The sequence below is a fragment of the Haemophilus sp. HMSC066A11 genome, assembly GCF_001811665.1.
Lineage (GTDB): Bacteria > Pseudomonadota > Gammaproteobacteria > Enterobacterales > Pasteurellaceae > Haemophilus > Haemophilus influenzae.
Map to the genome: position 1 here is coordinate 73,158 of NZ_KV805866.1, position 17,348 is coordinate 90,505.

16 protein-coding genes, 1 pseudogene and 1 riboswitch are annotated in these 17,348 nt (G+C 38.8%); of the genes and pseudogenes, 9 read left to right on the forward strand and 8 right to left on the reverse strand.

Annotation, left to right across the window (positions count from 1 at the left end; genetic code table 11):
* Positions 1–42: 42 nt before the first annotated feature.
* The 7 genes and pseudogenes from cysB to HMPREF2813_RS03370 form a co-directional block, all read right to left on the reverse strand.
* Positions 43–1,014, reverse strand: a complete 972-nt coding sequence (gene cysB / locus HMPREF2813_RS03340; protein ID WP_005663792.1) for an HTH-type transcriptional regulator CysB — start codon at positions 1,012–1,014, stop codon at positions 43–45.
* Between the two features lie 10 nt (positions 1,015–1,024).
* On the reverse strand, positions 1,025–2,098 hold the full coding sequence (gene rluB, locus HMPREF2813_RS03345) for a 23S rRNA pseudouridine(2605) synthase RluB (RefSeq protein WP_014550898.1): 1,074 nt from the start codon (positions 2,096–2,098) through the stop codon (positions 1,025–1,027).
* A gap of 47 nt (positions 2,099–2,145) precedes the next feature.
* On the reverse strand, positions 2,146–2,769 hold the full coding sequence (locus HMPREF2813_RS03350) for an L-threonylcarbamoyladenylate synthase (RefSeq protein WP_005670615.1): 624 nt from the start codon (positions 2,767–2,769) through the stop codon (positions 2,146–2,148).
* A gap of 120 nt (positions 2,770–2,889) precedes the next feature.
* Positions 2,890–3,770: pseudogene (gene sucD / locus HMPREF2813_RS03355) on the reverse strand (succinate--CoA ligase subunit alpha).
* The gene (gene sucC, locus HMPREF2813_RS03360) at positions 3,770–4,939 is read right to left on the reverse strand and encodes an ADP-forming succinate--CoA ligase subunit beta (protein WP_014550899.1); all 1,170 of its coding nucleotides are present in this window, start codon (positions 4,937–4,939) and stop codon (positions 3,770–3,772) included. The pseudogene sucD and the gene sucC overlap by 1 nt, the downstream one beginning before the upstream one ends.
* Positions 4,940–4,974: 35 nt before the next feature.
* Positions 4,975–6,066, reverse strand: a complete 1,092-nt coding sequence (rlmM, locus tag HMPREF2813_RS03365; RefSeq protein WP_014550900.1) for a 23S rRNA (cytidine(2498)-2'-O)-methyltransferase RlmM — start codon at positions 6,064–6,066, stop codon at positions 4,975–4,977.
* Positions 6,059–6,952 carry a transcriptional regulator GcvA gene (locus tag HMPREF2813_RS03370; RefSeq protein ID WP_005663805.1) on the reverse strand — a complete coding sequence of 298 codons (894 nt, stop codon included), beginning with the start codon at positions 6,950–6,952 and terminating at the stop codon, positions 6,059–6,061. The genes rlmM and HMPREF2813_RS03370 overlap by 8 nt, the downstream gene beginning before the upstream one ends.
* A 473-nt stretch (positions 6,953–7,425) precedes the next feature.
* Here HMPREF2813_RS03370 and ilvE point away from each other — a divergent pair, with 473 nt between their 5' ends.
* On the forward strand, positions 7,426–8,457 hold the full coding sequence (gene ilvE / locus HMPREF2813_RS03375; RefSeq protein WP_005663807.1) for a branched-chain-amino-acid transaminase: 1,032 nt from the start codon (positions 7,426–7,428) through the stop codon (positions 8,455–8,457).
* Between the two features lie 50 nt (positions 8,458–8,507).
* Here the strand turns inward: ilvE and HMPREF2813_RS03380 are convergent, their stop codons facing one another.
* A complete protein-coding gene (locus tag HMPREF2813_RS03380; RefSeq protein WP_005634891.1) occupies positions 8,508–8,651 on the reverse strand; it encodes a hypothetical protein in 144 nt (47 codons plus the stop codon).
* A gap of 109 nt (positions 8,652–8,760) precedes the next feature.
* Positions 8,761–8,805, forward strand: a riboswitch (PreQ1 riboswitch).
* A 1-nt stretch (position 8,806) separates the two neighbouring features.
* Between HMPREF2813_RS03380 and queC the strand changes: the two genes are divergently transcribed.
* The 8 genes from queC (at position 8,807) to HMPREF2813_RS03420 (ending at position 17,320) form a co-directional block, all read left to right on the forward strand.
* Positions 8,807–9,490, forward strand: coding sequence for a 7-cyano-7-deazaguanine synthase QueC (gene queC, locus HMPREF2813_RS03385; RefSeq protein ID WP_005660434.1), 684 nt, complete (start codon positions 8,807–8,809; stop codon positions 9,488–9,490).
* Entirely contained in the window at positions 9,483–9,908 is a 426-nt protein-coding gene (gene queD / locus HMPREF2813_RS03390) for a 6-carboxytetrahydropterin synthase QueD (protein ID WP_005647466.1), read from the forward strand. Before queC ends, queD begins: the two co-directional genes overlap by 8 nt.
* Positions 9,909–10,544, forward strand: coding sequence for a 7-carboxy-7-deazaguanine synthase QueE (locus tag HMPREF2813_RS03395; RefSeq protein ID WP_005686506.1), 636 nt, complete (start codon positions 9,909–9,911; stop codon positions 10,542–10,544).
* A 614-nt stretch (positions 10,545–11,158) separates the two neighbouring features.
* Positions 11,159–13,339 carry a DNA helicase II gene (gene uvrD / locus HMPREF2813_RS03400; protein ID WP_041174672.1) on the forward strand — a complete coding sequence of 727 codons (2,181 nt, stop codon included), beginning with the start codon at positions 11,159–11,161 and terminating at the stop codon, positions 13,337–13,339.
* Positions 13,340–13,428: 89 nt separating this feature from the next.
* Positions 13,429–14,430 carry an ABC transporter permease subunit gene (locus HMPREF2813_RS03405; protein WP_005657155.1) on the forward strand — a complete coding sequence of 334 codons (1,002 nt, stop codon included), beginning with the start codon at positions 13,429–13,431 and terminating at the stop codon, positions 14,428–14,430.
* 14 nt (positions 14,431–14,444) lie between these two features.
* A complete protein-coding gene (locus tag HMPREF2813_RS03410; protein ID WP_014550903.1) occupies positions 14,445–15,332 on the forward strand; it encodes an ABC transporter permease subunit in 888 nt (295 codons plus the stop codon).
* Between the two features lie 9 nt (positions 15,333–15,341).
* Positions 15,342–16,334 carry a dipeptide ABC transporter ATP-binding protein gene (dppD, locus tag HMPREF2813_RS03415; protein ID WP_005660423.1) on the forward strand — a complete coding sequence of 331 codons (993 nt, stop codon included), beginning with the start codon at positions 15,342–15,344 and terminating at the stop codon, positions 16,332–16,334.
* A 2-nt stretch (positions 16,335–16,336) separates the two neighbouring features.
* Entirely contained in the window at positions 16,337–17,320 is a 984-nt protein-coding gene (locus tag HMPREF2813_RS03420; RefSeq protein WP_005657163.1) for a peptide ABC transporter ATP-binding protein, read from the forward strand.
* Positions 17,321–17,348 lie beyond the last annotated feature (28 nt).

Genomic DNA, 17,348 nt, shown 5'->3' on the forward strand with positions numbered 1-17,348 from the left:
AAAATTCTTATTAAATTTCAACCGCACTTCATTTATACCTTGTTATTTTGTTTCCAATTCAATGCCTTCAAATAATTTTTTCACTGAATTGTTATCACGCAAACGCTCGGCTTTTTCTACGACACTACGAGTTAAGTGCGGTGAAAAATATTCCATAAAATCGTACATATAATTACGTAAGAACGTGCTATGTTTAAATGCAATATTCGTCATACTTGGGCGGAACAAATGGCTTGCATCAATTAGCACAAGATCCGCATCTAATGCCGTATGTGCCATAGATGCCATAATTCCCACCCCTAAACCCAAGCGCACATAAGTTTTAATAACATCAGCATCGGTAGCCGTAAAAACTATATTTGGTAAAATGCCTGCACTATTAAATGCGGAATCTAAATCAGAAACACCCGTAAAACCAAACGTGTAAGTCACAAGTGGGTATTTGCCTAATTCCTCAATGGTCAGTTCTTTCACTTTGGCAAGCGGATGTTCTGGCGAAACAATCACAGCACGATTCCACCAATAGCATGGAATCTGAACTAAATCATCAAATAAATAAGGTGCTTCAGTAGTAATTGCCAAATCCACTTCACCTGACATTAAAGCATCGTGAATTTGTGTTGGCGAACCTTGATGAATATGCAAGCTCACATCAGGATATTTTTTAGAAAAACGTTCAATCACGCTTGGCAGCATATAACGTGCCTGAGTATTTGTCGTCGCAATACGTAATACACCGTGATTTGGCCGAGTATATTCATCGGCAACGGCACGGATACCTTGCGCTTTAACAAGTAACTCGCGTGCAATTGAGATAATCTTTTTCCCTGCTGGTGTAATTGATTTTATATGTTTGCCATGACGCTCAAAAATTTCTAGACCTAATTCATCTTCTAATAGGCGAACTTGTTTACTGATACCCGGCTGTGATGTGTAAAGTGCATTTGCCGCTTCTGTGACATTCAAATTTTGGTTTACAATCTCAACGATATAACGCAATTGATGCATTTTCATAAAAAAGTCCTTATTTTTTATAACGTTTGTTCATCTCCGAATAACGTTTTACCGCTTTACGAATTTGCCCAGATTTTGGACGACGACTAGCCTGTTTTACATCTAATTTCGTTTCAGTCTCAGCAGGTAATCCCACCAATTCACGTAAATAATTGACGTTTTCAAGATCCATTTCTTCCCAGCCACCACGAGGCAAACCTTTCATCAGTTTGATATTTCCGTAACGAATACGAATCAAGCGGCTAACTTGAATCCCTTGGGATTCCCACAAACGACGAACCTCACGGTTACGTCCCTCCATCAAGGTTATGTCATACCATTGGTTAATCCCCACACCGCCTGTAAATTTAATTTCTTTAAAATTAGCAGGACCATCTTCAAGCTGAACGCCTTTACGTAAACGCGCTAACATCGCATCATCAACTTGACCAAATACACGCACAGAATATTCACGTTCAACTTCACGGCTTGGGTGCATTAAACGATTTGCCAGCTCACCATCAGTGGTAAAAAGCAATAAACCTGATGTATTAATATCTAAACGCCCCACCGCAATCCAACGAGAGCCTGTTAAACGCGGCAAACGATCAAACACGGTCGCGCGCCCTTTTGGGTCGCTACGTGTACAAAGTTCGCCTTCAGGTTTGTAATACATTAATACACGGCAAATTTCTTTTTGTGCGTGGCTAAGATTAATGATTTGACCATCAATACGCACTTTCACGCCAGAATGTACGTCAATACGATCGCCTAAAGTCGCAATTTTACCCTCTACGCTCACTCGGCCTGCGGCAATCATCGTTTCAATTTCACGACGAGAGCCTTGCCCCGCACGCGCTAAAACTTTCTGTAATTTTTCGCCCTCTGCTTTAGGTTGATTCGAGGCTTTTACAATAGGTTTCGCTTTTGGCTTAGATAAAAATTTGTTATCAGAATTAACCGCACTTTTTTTCGTATTTGCTGTTTCTATGCGAGCAGTACGAGATACCGAACATCTATCATTTTTAGCTGAAAAATCACGTTTCTTTGCTGAATCTTTGGAAAAGTGCGGTTGTCTTTGAGTTTGTTTTTGACTAGGTTTCATTGTTTTCCTTGAATAATGGAAAGGTCGCTTTCACAAGCGTCTATAAGTTAAATAAAAGGAGCAGTACTTCCACTTCCTTCGCGTAAAATCACTGGCGATTCTTCCGTTAAATCTACCACTGTTGTAGGCTCTTGCCCTAAATATCCACCATGAATAATTAAATCCACTTGATGTTCCAAACGATCACGAATTTCTTCAGGATCGGATTGCGTGGTATGTTCTTCACCTGGCAACATTAACGAACAAGATAAAATCGGCTCACCTAAGGCTGAAAGCAAATCTAAAGCAATTTTATTATCTGGTACGCGTAAACCAATGGTTTTACGTTTTGATGTCATTAAACGACGCGGTAATTCTTTCGTTGCCGTAAGAATAAAAGTATAACGCCCTGGCGTATTATTTTTAATCAAACGATAAGCGGTATTATTTACCCTTGCATAAGTTGAAAGTTCCGACAAATCGCTACACACCAAGGTAAAATTATGTCCTTCAGGCAATTTACGAATTGCTACAATGCGATCCATTGCGTGTTTATCGCCCATCATACAGCCCAAGGCATATCCCGAATCCGTTGGATACACAATCACACCGCCTTTTTGTAAAATCTCTACGGCTTGATTAATCAAGCGTACTTGTGGGTTTTCATGGTGGATATAGAAAAATTGGCTCATGTGTTTCTTCCTTAAAAAGTGTACGCTGATTATAGCAGTTTTGCACTCACTTTATAATGGCGAGCATATAAAAATAAAGGCGTAGAAAGTCAATCTACGCTTTAGAAAACTAAAGTGCGGTTAATTTTTAGATGATTTTAATAGCTTTCTCAAGGCTTCACCAATTTCAGCGAGGCTTTTTACACAGATCACACCAGCGGCTTCTAACGCTGCAATTTTTTCTACTGCAGTACCTTTTCCGCCGCTAATAATGGCTCCCGCATGCCCCATCCGTTTTCCTTTTGGCGCAGTGATACCCGCAATATACGCAACCACTGGTTTAGTGACATTATCTTTAATGAAGATTGCTGCTTCTTCCTCTGCAGATCCGCCAATCTCGCCAATCATCACAATGGCTTCTGTTTCGGGATCTTGTTGAAATCTTTCGAGAATATCAATAAAACTAGAACCCAGAATAGGATCTCCCCCGATACCCACACAAGTCGATTGTCCAAAGCCTTCATCTGTAGTTTGTTTTACCGCTTCATAAGTTAAAGTTCCAGAACGAGAAACAATCCCCACTTTACTTTTTTATGTATGTGAGCTGGCATAATGCCGATTTTACATTCATCAGGCGTAATCACACCTGGGCAATTTGGCCCAATCATCACAACGCCTGTTTCATTTAATTTTTGTTTTACCTTAAGCATATCCAATGTAGGAATACCCTCAGTAATACAGACAATTAACTGAATCCCTGCATCAATGGCTTCAATTATGACATCTTTACAAAATGATGCTGGCACATAAATGACTGTCGCTGTTGCGCCTGTATTTTCAACGGCTTCACGAACTGTATTAAATACAGGCAAACCAAGATGACTACTGCCACCTTTATTTGGCGATACGCCACCAACTAATTGCGTTCCGTAGGCTAATGCTTGTTCGGAATGAAAAGTCCCTTGCCCTCCAGTAAAACCTTGGCAAATCACTTTGGTATTTTTATCAATTAAAATCGCCATTAGTGTTCTCCTTTTGCTGCATTCACGGCTAATTCTGCGGCTTGTTGTAAACTCTGTGCGGTAAGAATATTAACGTCACTTTCCACTAAAATTTGACGACCGATTTCAGCATTCGTTCCTTCTAATCGCACAACCACAGGCACTCTCACGCCCACTTCATTTACTGCAGCAATCACGCCTTCAGCAATCAAATCACAACGAACAATGCCACCAAAAATATTCACTAAAATCACTTTAACGGAAGGATCGGTTAAAATGATTTTGAACGCTTCAGCAACCCGCTCTTGCGTTGCACCACCACCCACATCAAGAAAATTCGCAGGCTTCCCACCATAGAGTTTCACAATATCCATGGTGCCCATTGCAAGCCCAGCCCCATTTACCATACAACCAATATCGCCCTCTAAAGCCACATAGTTTAACTGGAATTTTTCAGCTTCTGCTTCACGGGCATCATTTTGAGTTAAATCTTGCAGTGCCAATAAATCTTTATGGCGAAATAAAGCGTTATCATCGACAGATATTTTGGCATCGAGACAAACCAAATTGCCTTGTTGAGTGAGAACAAGTGGATTGACTTCCACTAAAGATAAATCTTTTTCTAAAAACAAACGAGATAAGCCCATAAAGATATCGGTAAACTGTTTGTTTTGCGTACCACTTAACCCTAATTTAAACGCCAATTCACGGCCTTGATAAGGCAATCCTCCAAATAAAGGATCAATGGTTACTTTATGGAGTAAGTGCGGTGAATTTTGCGCGACTTCTTCAATATTCATTCCACCAGCAGGAGAAGCAATAAACACCACTTTTTGAGAGGCACGATCAACAACCGCACTTAAGTAAAATTCTTTATCAATATCGCAAGTTTCTTCAAAATAAATCTGGTTTACTGGCTGACCCAATTTATCCGTTTGAAAAGTGACTAAACGTTGTCCTAGCCATTTTTCTGCAAAAGATCTTGCTTCCTCTACATCGTGCACTAATTTAACGCCACCCGCTTTACCACGCCCACCCGCATGAACTTGGCATTTCGCCGCCCACTTATCGCCTGAAAGTTGGGCCAGTACCAAATCTACTTCATCAACAGATTGACAGACTGCCCCATTTTTTACGGGTAATCCATAATGCTCAAATAGTTGTTTTGCTTGATATTCGTGTAAATTCATTCGCGACGTCCTTTTTGGTTATGAAAACAGTTCACTCAAGGTTTTAATGCTATATGAACCGTGATTTCTTCACGATCGTGATATAAATGTTTTGCTTGGATATCAAAATTTAAATTCTGATCCGCCAACATAACAGCCAAGTTTTCTAAACATAATATCACTTCTTGATAACGTTTTTTCATGGGTAATTTTAAATTGAAGATGGTTTCTCGGCACCAAGCATTCAACAACCATTTACCAATCAATAAAGAAATACGACTTGGTTGTTCCACCATATCACAGACTAACCAATCCACTTTTTTCCTTTTTTGGGGCTGAAATTTAAAACCATCTTCCGCGCAATGTTCAATGCGCCCCGTATCATGCAAATTCGCCGCCATTTTTCCGTGATCAACCGCATAAACAAATAAACCGCGTTTAACTAATTGATACGTCCAACCACCAGGGCAAGCCCCTAAATCAACGCCAATCATATTTTCATTTAAACGTTTATTCTCTTCTTTACGCGGAATAAAAGTCAAAATAGCTTCTTCTAGTTTTAACGTGGAGCGACTCGGCGCATCTGCAGGAAATTTTAAACGAGGGATTCCCATAAAATGGGGGGAATGATTATCCACATAAGAATATCCCACATAACAGCAATTCGGTTTCACAAAAAAACAATGTAAAAATTGACCGCACTTTTGACTCGCCTTTGCCGAAAGCCAACCTTGTTTTTTCAATGCCTGACGTAAAGGCACGGTAAATTTACGACAAAAAGTGGAAAGCTCCTTCGCTTCATTTGTATCTGCAGTTTCTACAAAAAGCTCGCTAGATTGAGCAAAATTAACTTGTTGTGATAATTCTTCAAACGCCGCCACGATGGGACTAATACGATCAGCGGGATCTAAATCTTCCAATAAATCGGAAATAACCATCATCTGACGAGCAAAAATCAAACGGTTAAAAGGAATGTCTCGGGCAAGGCGATCTGCCTCATCAGGTTGATAACATTCAAAAATGACATAGCCCGAATTATCTTGCACTCGAGCAAAACCAAATACACCTAAATGACTTGCTTGATCGGTGATCTCTGCGGCGACTTCTTTCTCAAAACCTGGGCGACAATATAATGCGAGTTTATTCATTTTCTTCTTGTTTAATTGAGTTAATAATCCACTGACGGAATGCTTGAATTTTTTGGTCATCAAGGCGATCAAGATGATTGACCACATAAAATGATTTTGGATCAGGCAAATTAGTCGGCAACACTGCTTGCAATGATCCATTTTCAATTTCTTGCAAGGCTAATAAGCGATTAGCTAATACAATGCCTTGCCCGTGAATAGCCGCTTGTAACGCCATAAATGTATGGCTAAATAACGGTCCTTGCTGAATATTTAAATCATCTAACTGTAAATGATTTGCCATCGCTTGCCAATTATCACAGGTATGAATGTGAATTAATGTGTGTTTTTTTAAATCTTCAGGCTGAATAATTGGATTTTCGGCTAACAATTCGGGTGAGGCTAAAATCAATAAATTTTCTTCACCAAGACGATCTACTTGAAGATTCTGCCAATTTCCCAAACCATAATAAATAGCAAGATCAATTTCTTTATTTAACAAACCTTCATCTTGATCCACGCCTGTTAAACGAACCTCAATTTGCGGATAAAGCTGATTAAATTCACTTAAATGTGGCACTAACCATTGGATACCAAAAGTTTGTGGCACACTAATGTTTAAGTGAGGATCTGCTTTTAACATCAACAATCGCTCTGTTGCTTCATTTAAGCGACGCAGAATTTTATTAATATCAACAAAATAAGCTTTACCAAGCTCCGTTAATTCTAAAGAACGATTCTTTCGCTTAAATAATTCAATCCCTAAAAATTCTTCTAATAATTTAATTTGATGACTAACCGCCGCCTGTGTAACACAAAGCTCATCTGCTGCTTTAGTAAAACTTAAATAACGAGCAGCCGACTCAAAAGATTTTAGTGAATTCAATGGTGGCAAACGTTTATACATAAGTATTTCCATTTATAAAATTTTCGTCTATAATGGACAAGATTTATTTCAAATTAGTTTTTCTAATACCTCAAATAAAAAAACGTCACTTGTCCTTTCCTACCCTTTTCCTTACAATACAACCATACTTAATGATTGGTAATTCCTTACTAGTTAATGAGTTTCAGACTTAAGTATGATGTTGTGTTTGCATATAGTTCGGGAAACCGAACTTGAGTAACAATTTATTACTCATTTACTTCCTGTATATTATTAAACCGATTTGGTTAAACGCTGCTCTCATTGAGTGGCGTTTTTTTCATCCCGATTTTAGCATAACTATATCTTTATTTCCTGCCCTGTTTCCAAAATTTCATTATTCCTTTTTAGTTGGCTAAAAATTGCATCATTTCGAGAATTTATTATTTAAATCACTTCAGGAATGGTGTAGATTAAGCGAAATTTCATTCAAAAAATAATATTAAGGAAGTAAAATGAAAGACTTAGACTGGAATAACCTTGGTTTTAGTTATATTAAAACAGATTACCGCTTCATCGCTCACTGGAAAGATGGCAAATGGGACGAAGGAAAACTCACTACAGATAACACATTACATATTCACGAAGGTTCTACCGCACTTCACTACGGTCAGCAATGTTTTGAAGGCTTAAAGGCTTACCGTTGCAAAGATGGTTCAATCAACTTATTCCGCCCGCAAGCAAATGCAGAGCGTATGCAACGTACCGCAGACCGTCTTTTAATGCCACGCGTACCAACTGAATTATTCGTGCGTGCATGTAAAGAAGTGGTTAAAGCTAACCAAGATTGGTTGGGTCCTTACGGCTCTGGTGCAACCTTATACTTACGTCCATTCTTAATTGGCGTGGGCGAAAATATCGGCGTGAAAACGGCACCAGAGTTTATTTTCTCTGTTTTTTGTTGCCCAGTGGGTGCTTACTTCAAAGGTGGTTTGGCTCCATCAAACTTTATCACGACTGATTATGACCGTGCTGCACCAATGGGCACTGGTGGTGTGAAAGTGGGTGGGAACTACGCAGCAAGCTTACTTCCACACGAATTAGCCGCAGAACAAGGTACGCCAGAACGTAAATTTGCGGATGCAATCTATTTAGATCCAAAAACTCACACCAAAATTGAAGAAGTCGGTGCGGCAAACTTCTTTGGGATCACAAAAGACAATAAATTCATCACACCAAAATCAGAATCTATTTTACCAAGTATCACTAAATACTCTCTTTTACATATCGCAAAAGAGCGTTTAGGTATGGAAGCTATTGAAGGCGATGTGTATATCGATCAACTCGATCAATTCGTAGAAGCGGGTGCATGTGGCACAGCCGCGGTGATTACTCCAGTGGGTGGCATTCAACACAACGGAAAATTCCACGTATTCTATTCAGAAACTGAAGTAGGCCCTGTTACCCGTCGTCTTTACGATGAATTAACAGGCATCCAATTCGGTGATGTTGAAGCACCTGAAGGCTGGATTGTGAAAGTAGAATAATTTCTACCAATAGAAAAACGAAAGTGCGGTTAAAAATCAACCGCACTTTTTTATTGATTCAATCCCCATTGGCGAGAATCTTTATCAAATTTAACACCTGAATGCGAACCTTCTGCACCGTTAAAATACACATCCTTATTTGCACAAGCTGAAATAATCAACGCGCCTGCGATAATCAACAACCATTTTTTCATAAGTAAACCTTTTTGCTAAATTAAAAACCTGCGAATTGTAGCACAACGACTTCACATCCAACGAAATATTTCACTTGTCTTGCTAAAATAGAACTTCCCCACTAGAATACCCCCCGTAGTTCGCAAACCTCCTACAATAAAAAACTAGGTAAAATATGAATATTTTCAATCCAAACCACGATCGTAAAGCGATTGTCATCTTTTCAGGTGGACAAGACTCCACGACTTGTTTATTCCAAGCTATTGCTGAATACGGCAAAGAAAACGTAGAAGCCATTACCTTTCAATATGGGCAGCGTCATGCTATTGAGTTAGAAAAGGCACGCGCCATTACGCAAGATCTCGGCATTAAACAAACCTTGATTGATACATCTGTTATAAAAGCTATCACGCATAATGCATTAATGGATGAACAGGCGCATATTGAGCAAAAAGAGAATGAATTGCCAAACACTTTTGTTGATGGTCGCAATGCCCTATTTTTACTTTATGCTGCGATTTATGCGAAAGGCCAAGGCATTCAAGATATTATCACTGGCGTATGTGAAACAGATTTCAGCGGTTATCCCGATTGCCGAGATGTGTTTATCAAGTCAATGAATGTCACATTAAATTTAGCTATGGATTATCAATTCAATATCAAAACACCATTAATGTATCTCACTAAAGCCCAAACTTGGCAACTTGCTGATGAATTAGGCGTATTAGATTATATACAAAAACATACTCACACTTGCTATGAAGGCATCGAAGGTGGATGCGGAAAATGCCCAAGCTGTATTTTACGCAATAAAGGTCTAAAGAAATATTTGACTCAAAAAGGTAGAAAAAATGTTTAAAATTTCCAAAGAATTTAGCTTTGACATGGCACATTTATTAGATGGACATGATGGGAAATGTCAAAATTTACATGGACACACATATAAATTACAAGTTGAAATTTCGGGTGACTTATATGAATCAGGTGCAAAAAAAGCAATGGTCATTGATTTTTCAGATCTAAAGTCTATTGTGAAAAAAGTTATTTTAGATCCGATGGATCACGCCTTTATTTATGATCAAACCAATGAGCGAGAAAGCCAAATTGCCACTCTATTGCAAAAGTTAAACTCAAAAACTTTTGGTGTTCCCTTTAGAACTACGGCAGAAGAAATAGCTCGTTTTATTTTTAATCGTTTAAAACATGATGAACAACTGTCCATATCATCCATTCGTTTATGGGAAACCCCAACTTCATTTTGCGAGTATCAGGAGTAAATGTTGATGGAAAAATATCATGATTTTGAACCGAACTTTAACATAGTCGAAATTTTTGAAAGTCTGCAAGGGGAGGGCTTCAATACGGGAATGCCAAGTGTTTTTGTACGATTTGGTAAATGCAATCTAGACTGTCCTTGGTGTGATACACCTTATAATAATTTTAAACGCTGGTCTGTATCACAAATTCTAGAAAAAGTGCGGTCATTTTCGTCAAAGAATATTATCATCACAGGTGGTGAGCCAACAATTGTACCAAAAATTGAATACTTACTTGAGCAATTTAAATCAGATGGCTATTTTCTTGCAATTGAAACCAATGGTCTAAAAGCAATTCCTGCACAAATAGATTATATTGCGACGAGTCCTAAGAGCCTTTATGCTCATAAGTATGAAAAGCGTTGCATTCCATTTGCAAATGAAGTACGTATTGTAATGGACAGTAATATGCCATCATTTTGTGAATTGATCGAGCAAAAAATAAAAGCAAAGAATTACTATCTTTCACCTTGTGAAATTGATGGGAAAATGAATTTACTTGAGACTATCACTTTACTTGGTCAATTGAATCAACGTTCAAATAAACCTAAATGGCAGCTAAGTTTACAAACACATAAATTGATTGGTATTGAGTAATAGAAGGAAATATTATTTTTTGATCAATATATAATTTAGTATATGACGTTTTCTACTTTAGAGAGTGATCATAATGAAACTTGGATAGCACACTTCTCCCATTCCTTTGTGCTAACCATTTTTTGGAATTTTGTACCATATCTCACTCTTTCTCATTTGTATTAATTATGAATAACATTGAATTTGAGTAACTTTTTAACCTAAAACTTAATTCGGACAAAATCACCGACTATGCGTAAAATGGCGTGCAAGTAGAAGGAAAAGCAAATGTTTATAAAATCATTACAGGAATCCTAGCAAATCAAGTATTGATTAAGTCATTAAACAACATTCCTATGCTATTATTGTTCATCATGGGTATTTTTGGAAAAATGAGAAACCTTGCATTTTAGGAATGAGAGGTAAACGAATTAAAAGTTTGTTTATAAATAGTATAAAAATAGCTTTCAAAGCATATAATTTTGATGTTGAGTTTAAGGATATAGGAGAATCCCGCTTAATATTATTCTGAAAATGTTCTACCCTACTTTTGATATACTCACAAATCTTATTGTTTCACAAGATAGATGGGACTATAATAACTGTAAATTTAAACAGATTAAAGATAGTTTATGATGGATATTTCTGAATTACTTGACGGACTCAACGATAAACAACGCGAAGCCGTAGCTGCTCCTCTTGGTAATCACTTAGTGCTAGCTGGTGCAGGCTCGGGCAAAACGCGTGTATTGACGCACCGTATTGCTTGGTTAATTGCGGTCGAAAATATTTCTGAAGGCAGCATTATGGCGGTGACCTTTACCAATAAAGCCGCAGCAGAAATGCGTCATCGTATTCAATCTACCCTTGCCAAACACGCACAACATCAATTATTTGGTATGTGGATTGGCACCTTCCATAGCATTGCTCATCGTTTGTTGCGAGCTCATCATTTAGATGTGGGATTGCCACAAGATTTCCAAATTTTAGATTCAGAAGATCAACTTCGTTTAATTAAACGATTATTAAAATTACATAATTTTGATGAAAAAGCTTTTCCGCCTAAACAGGCTTGTTGGTACATCAATAACAAAAAAGATGAAGGCTTGCGACCAAATGATATTGAAGATTTTAATGATCGCCAAGAACGTGAATGGATTAAAATTTATCAGATCTATCAAGACACTTGCGATCGCGCAGGGTTGGTCGATTTTGCTGAATTATTAATTCGGGTCTATGAATTATTTGAGAAAAAACCATTAATTTTGCAACGTTATCAACAACGTTTTCAGCATATTTTGGTGGATGAGTTTCAAGACACCAATAAAATTCAATATAAGTGGATTAAAATTCTTGCTGGAAAAACAGGCAAAGTCATGATCGTAGGCGATGATGATCAATCTATATACGGTTGGCGTGGTGCACAAATTGAAAATATCCAAAAATTCTTGAAAGATTTCAAAGCCGAAACAATTCGCCTTGAACAAAACTATCGTTCTACCGCCAATATCCTAAACAGCGCAAATGAATTAATTGCAAACAATAGTGATCGTCTTGGTAAAAATTTATGGACAGAGGGTGAGAAAGGCGATCCTGTGGGCATCTATTCTGCCTTTAATGAATTGGATGAAGCAAAATTTGTCGCTTCACAAATTCAGGATTGGGTAGAACATGGCGGAAAACTTGATGATTGTGCTGTACTTTATCGTAGTAATAGCCAATCACGGGTTATTGAAGAAGCTTTAATTCGTTGTCAAATTCCATACCGTATTTATGGCGGTATGCGTTTCTTCGAACGTCAAGAAATTAAAGATGCGTTAGCCTATCTTCGTTTGATTAATAATCGTCAAGATGATGCGGCTTTTGAGCGTGTAATTAATACGCCAACCCGTGGCATTGGCGACCGCACTTTAGATATATTGCGTAACTTAACACGCGAACGCCAAATTACCTTATGGCAAGCAGTACAAGTCGCAACACAAGAAAATATGTTAGCAGGGCGAGCCTCAACAGCCTTATTACGTTTCCAAGAATTAATTAATTCACTACAACTTGATACCGCAGAAATGCCACTTTTCGCACAAACTGATTTTGTGATTAAACATTCGGGCTTATATGAAATGTATCAACAAGAAAAAGGCGAAAAAGGCGAAGTGCGTATTGAAAACTTGGAAGAATTAGTTACCGCAACCCGTGAATTTATCAAACCTAATGATGCGGAAGAAATGACCGAACTCACTGCCTTTTTAACGCACGCTTCCTTAGAAGCTGGCGAAGAACAAGCCTCGCCACATCAATCTTGTGTAGAAATGATGACGTTGCACTCTGCGAAAGGCTTAGAATTTCCTCGTGTATTTATGGTGGGCGTAGAAGAAGGATTATTCCCAAGTTTTCGTTCTTTTGAAGAACCCGGACGTTTAGAAGAAGAGCGTCGTTTAGCTTATGTCGGTATTACTCGCGCACAGAAAAAACTGACCATCTCTTATGCGGAAAGCCGTCGATTATATGCCAAAGAAGAACGCCATTTGCCATCACGGTTTATCGCAGAATTACCGAGAGAATGTATCCAAGAAATTCGTTTACGAGGGACAGTCACGCGTGCGATGAACCTAGCAAAAGTCGGTTCATTGTCGAATACCAGTGCGGTCGAAAATGAATGGAAAATGGGTCAAAAAGTTAAACACGAAAAATTTGGTTTCGGCACAGTGATTAATGTGGAAGGATCTGAAAATAACACACGTTTACAAATAGCGTTCCAAGCTCAAGGCATTAAATGGTTGATTGCGCATTTGGAAACATTGGAAAAAGTGCGGTAGAATTCAAGAGTATTATATTTTTTACCGATTAATTTCTTTGAAAAGTGCGGTGAATTTTTACCGCACTTTTATTATCTACGAGTGATGGAATGTTTAAATTTGTATTCAAACGAATCTTAATGGTGATCCCTACTTTTATTGCCATTACTTTTATTACCTTTGCCCTTGTGCATTTTATTCCTGGTGATCCTGTGGAAATAATGATGGGTGAACGTGGCTTAACGGCAGAAGTACATCAACAAATGATGCACCAATTGGGTTTAGATTTACCTCTTTATCAGCAATATTTCCGCTATATTGGCAATGTAATTCAAGGGGATTTCGGTGCATCGTTCCGCACTCAACAACCTGTTCTTACTGAATTTTTTACACTTTTCCCTGCCACCGCTGAATTAGCATTTTTTGCGTTATTTTGGTCATTATTAGGTGGAATAATTTTAGGCACGATTGCCGCAGTAAAAAAAGACAGTTGGATTTCTCACACCGTTACAGCTGCATCGCTCACAGGTTATTCTATGCCGATTTTCTGGTGGGGATTGATTTTAATTTTATACGTTTCACCACAACTCGGTTTACCGCAAGGTGGACGTTTAGATAATGAATTTTGGATCGATACACCAACAGGATTTATGCTTATTGATAGCTGGCTTTCAGGTGTTTCTGGTGCCTTCGAAAATGCGGTGAAATCATTAATTCTTCCTGCCATCGTCTTAGGCACAGTTCCTCTCGCCATTATTACGCGTATGACACGATCTGCAATGCTGGAAGTATTAGGCGAAGATTACATTCGCACGGCTAAAGCAAAAGGCCTAAATTATACTCGAATCGTCATTGTGCATGCATTGCGTAATGCGTTAATTCCTGTTGTCACTGTGGTGGGATTAATTGTAGGTCAATTGCTTTCTGGTGCAGTTCTCACAGAAACTATTTTCTCTTGGCCGGGAATTGGAAAATGGATCATTGATGCCATTCAAGCCCGTGATTATCCTGTGTTGCAAGGTTCTGTACTGATTATTGCGACGATTATTATTGTGGTAAATTTAACCGTCGATTTACTTTACGGCGTGGTCAATCCGCGTATCCGTCATTAATTGTAGGAGAAATTATGTCTGACACGCCTTTAACTTTCGCGCCAAAAACACCTTTACAAGAATTTTGCTTTTACTTCAAACAAAATCGTGGTGCGCTAATTGGTTTAATTTTTATTTTGATTGTTGCCTTAATCAGCATTCTCGCGCCTTATATTGCGCCTTTTGATCCAACAGTGCAAAATCGTACCGCACTTTTACTTCCCCCTGCTTGGTATGAAGGCGGCAATCCAGCCTATTTACTCGGCACAGACGATATTGGACGAGATATTCTTTCGCGCATTATTTACGGAACGCGAATTTCCGTTTTTGCAGGATTTGTCATTGTATTGCTGTCTTGTGCCTTTGGTACTAGTCTTGGCTTGATTTCTGGCTATTATGGCGGCGTGCTAGATACAATTATCATTCGCCTAATTGATATTATGCTTGCGATTCCAAACTTACTTTTGACGATTGTAGTCGTCTCTATTTTAGAGCCATCACTCGCCAATGCCACTTTAGCGATCGCCGTGGTATCGATTCCTAGCTATGTGCGTTTAACCAGAGCGGCAGTAATAAATGAAAAAAATCGTGATTATGTGACTTCATCTAAAGTGGCAGGGGCAGGTATTTTACGCCTCATGTTTATTGTGATTTTACCAAACTGTTTAGCCCCTTTAATTGTGCAAATGACAATGGGCATTTCCAATGCCATCTTAGAACTCGCGACACTTGGTTTCTTAGGCATTGGTGCAAAACCACCAACACCTGAACTTGGCACAATGCTTTCAGAAGCACGCAGTTTTATGCAAGCGGCAAACTGGTTAGTTACAATTCCTGGCTTAGTGATTTTATCTTTGGTGCTTGCTTTCAACTTAATGGGCGATGGCTTGCGTGATGCCCTTGATCCAAAACTCAAACAATAGGAAAACAGAATGGCATTATTAGACGTAAAAGAACTTTCTGTTCACTTTGGCGATAAAAAAACGCCATTTAAAGCAGTGGATCGCATTAGCTATCAAGTCGCACAAGGCGAAGTGCTTGGCATTGTAGGAGAATCAGGCTCAGGTAAATCTGTGAGTTCTCTCGCAATTATGGGATTAATTGATCATCCTGGACGTGTATCGGCTGAATCCTTGCAATTTGAAAATACTGATTTACTCACTTTAGAGAGTAAAGCTAAACGCCAGCTTATTGGTGCTGATGTAGCAATGATTTTCCAAGATCCGATGACAAGTTTGAATCCTGCTTATACTGTGGGTTTCCAAATTATGGAAGCGTTAAAAACTCACGAGGGCGGCACAAAAAAGGCGAGAAAAGACCGCACTTTAGAGCTTTTAAAATTGGTCGGTATTCCTGATCCTGAATCTCGGATTGATGTTTATCCCCATCAGCTGTCTGGTGGAATGAGCCAGCGCGTGATGATTGCGATGGCAATTGCTTGCAGACCTAAATTATTGATTGCTGATGAGCCAACCACGGCATTGGACGTGACTATTCAAGCACAAATTATGGAACTCTTACTCGAATTGCAGAAAAAAGAATGCATGTCGCTGATTTTGATTACCCATGATCTTGCGCTTGTTGCTGAAGCGGCAGATCGAATTATCGTGATGTATGCTGGACAAATCGTTGAAGAAGGCACCGCAAAAGATATTTTCCGCGAACCAAAACACCCTTACACACAAGCCTTGTTACGTTCATTACCTGAATTTGCAGAGGGAAAATCTCGCTTAGAATCATTACAAGGGGTCGTCCCTGGAAAATACGATCGCCCAACAGGCTGTTTATTAAATCCTCGCTGCCCTTATGCCACCGAATATTGTCGCCAAGTTGAACCTCTATTGCATCATATCGGTTCGCATAAAGTAAAATGCCATACTCCACTGAACGAGCAAGGCAATCCAGTTGAATATCAAGGAGCTTAATAATGACGAATGAAGTAAAAGAAAATCCGCCATTATTAAATGCCATTGGCTTAAAAAAATATTACCCTGTAAAAAAAGGCTTGTTTGCAAAACCACAGCAAGTAAAAGCGTTGGATGGTGTCTCTTTTCAGCTTGAACGAGGTAAAACTTTAGCAGTCGTGGGTGAATCAGGTTGTGGAAAATCAACGCTAGGTCGTTTATTGACAATGATTGAAGAACCAACCAAAGGCGAACTTTATTACAAAGGGCATAATTTTTTAGAAAATGATTCTGAAACAAAAGCACTACGTCGTAAAAAAATTCAAATAGTTTTTCAAAATCCTTACGCATCGTTAAATCCACGCAAAAAGATTGGTTCAATTTTGGAAGAACCATTAATCATCAATACAAAACTTTCCGCCAAAGAACGGCGAGAAAAAGTTTTATCGATGATGGAAAAAGTGGGCTTGCGCGCTGAATTTTATGATCGTTATCCCCACATGTTCTCAGGCGGACAACGCCAACGTATTGCCATCGCTCGTGGTTTAATGTTAGATCCCGATGTCGTTGTTGCCGATGAGCCTGTTTCTGCATTGGATGTTTCCGTGCGTGCACAAGTACTGAATTTAATGATGGATTTACAAGATGAATTAGGCTTGTCTTACGTATTCATTTCACACGATCTTTCTGTGGTAGAACATATCGCTGATGAAGTGATGGTGATGTATTTAGGTCGTTGTGTTGAAAAAGGGACGACAGAGCAGATTTTTTCTAATCCTCAGCATCCTTATACCAAAGCGTTACTTTCAGCGACACCACGTTTGTCGCCAAACTTGCGCCGTGAACGCATAAAACTGACAGGCGAATTGCCAAGCCCAATTAATCCGCCAAAAGGCTGTGCATTTAATCCTCGTTGTTGGAAAGCGACAGAAAAATGTCGTGAAAATCAACCGCACTTGGAACAATATACTGATGGAAAATTAATCGCTTGTTTCCATATTGATTAAATTCATTTTGTCAGATTTATAAATAGGC

Bases quoted from the DNA above. Each gene is read 5' to 3' on its own strand.
- uvrD (WP_041174672.1), top strand. From the start codon at position 11,159: ATGGATATTTCTGAATTACTTGACGGACTCAACGATAAACAACGCGAA.
- rluB (WP_014550898.1), bottom strand. From the start codon at position 2,098: ATGAAACCTAGTCAAAAACAAACTCAAAGACAACCGCACTTTTCCAAA.
- cysB (WP_005663792.1), bottom strand. From the start codon at position 1,014: ATGAAAATGCATCAATTGCGTTATATCGTTGAGATTGTAAACCAAAAT.
- HMPREF2813_RS03405 (WP_005657155.1), top strand. From the start codon at position 13,429: ATGTTTAAATTTGTATTCAAACGAATCTTAATGGTGATCCCTACTTTT.
- HMPREF2813_RS03380 (WP_005634891.1), bottom strand. From the start codon at position 8,651: ATGAAAAAATGGTTGTTGATTATCGCAGGCGCGTTGATTATTTCAGCT.
- queC (WP_005660434.1), top strand. From the start codon at position 8,807: ATGAATATTTTCAATCCAAACCACGATCGTAAAGCGATTGTCATCTTT.
- HMPREF2813_RS03370 (WP_005663805.1), bottom strand. From the start codon at position 6,952: ATGTATAAACGTTTGCCACCATTGAATTCACTAAAATCTTTTGAGTCG.
- HMPREF2813_RS03350 (WP_005670615.1), bottom strand. From the start codon at position 2,769: ATGAGCCAATTTTTCTATATCCACCATGAAAACCCACAAGTACGCTTG.
- HMPREF2813_RS03395 (WP_005686506.1), top strand. From the start codon at position 9,909: ATGTTGATGGAAAAATATCATGATTTTGAACCGAACTTTAACATAGTC.
- dppD (WP_005660423.1), top strand. From the start codon at position 15,342: ATGGCATTATTAGACGTAAAAGAACTTTCTGTTCACTTTGGCGATAAA.
- ilvE (WP_005663807.1), top strand. From the start codon at position 7,426: ATGAAAGACTTAGACTGGAATAACCTTGGTTTTAGTTATATTAAAACA.
- sucC (WP_014550899.1), bottom strand. From the start codon at position 4,939: ATGAATTTACACGAATATCAAGCAAAACAACTATTTGAGCATTATGGA.
- rlmM (WP_014550900.1), bottom strand. From the start codon at position 6,066: ATGAATAAACTCGCATTATATTGTCGCCCAGGTTTTGAGAAAGAAGTC.
- HMPREF2813_RS03420 (WP_005657163.1), top strand. From the start codon at position 16,337: ATGACGAATGAAGTAAAAGAAAATCCGCCATTATTAAATGCCATTGGC.
- HMPREF2813_RS03410 (WP_014550903.1), top strand. From the start codon at position 14,445: ATGTCTGACACGCCTTTAACTTTCGCGCCAAAAACACCTTTACAAGAA.
- queD (WP_005647466.1), top strand. From the start codon at position 9,483: ATGTTTAAAATTTCCAAAGAATTTAGCTTTGACATGGCACATTTATTA.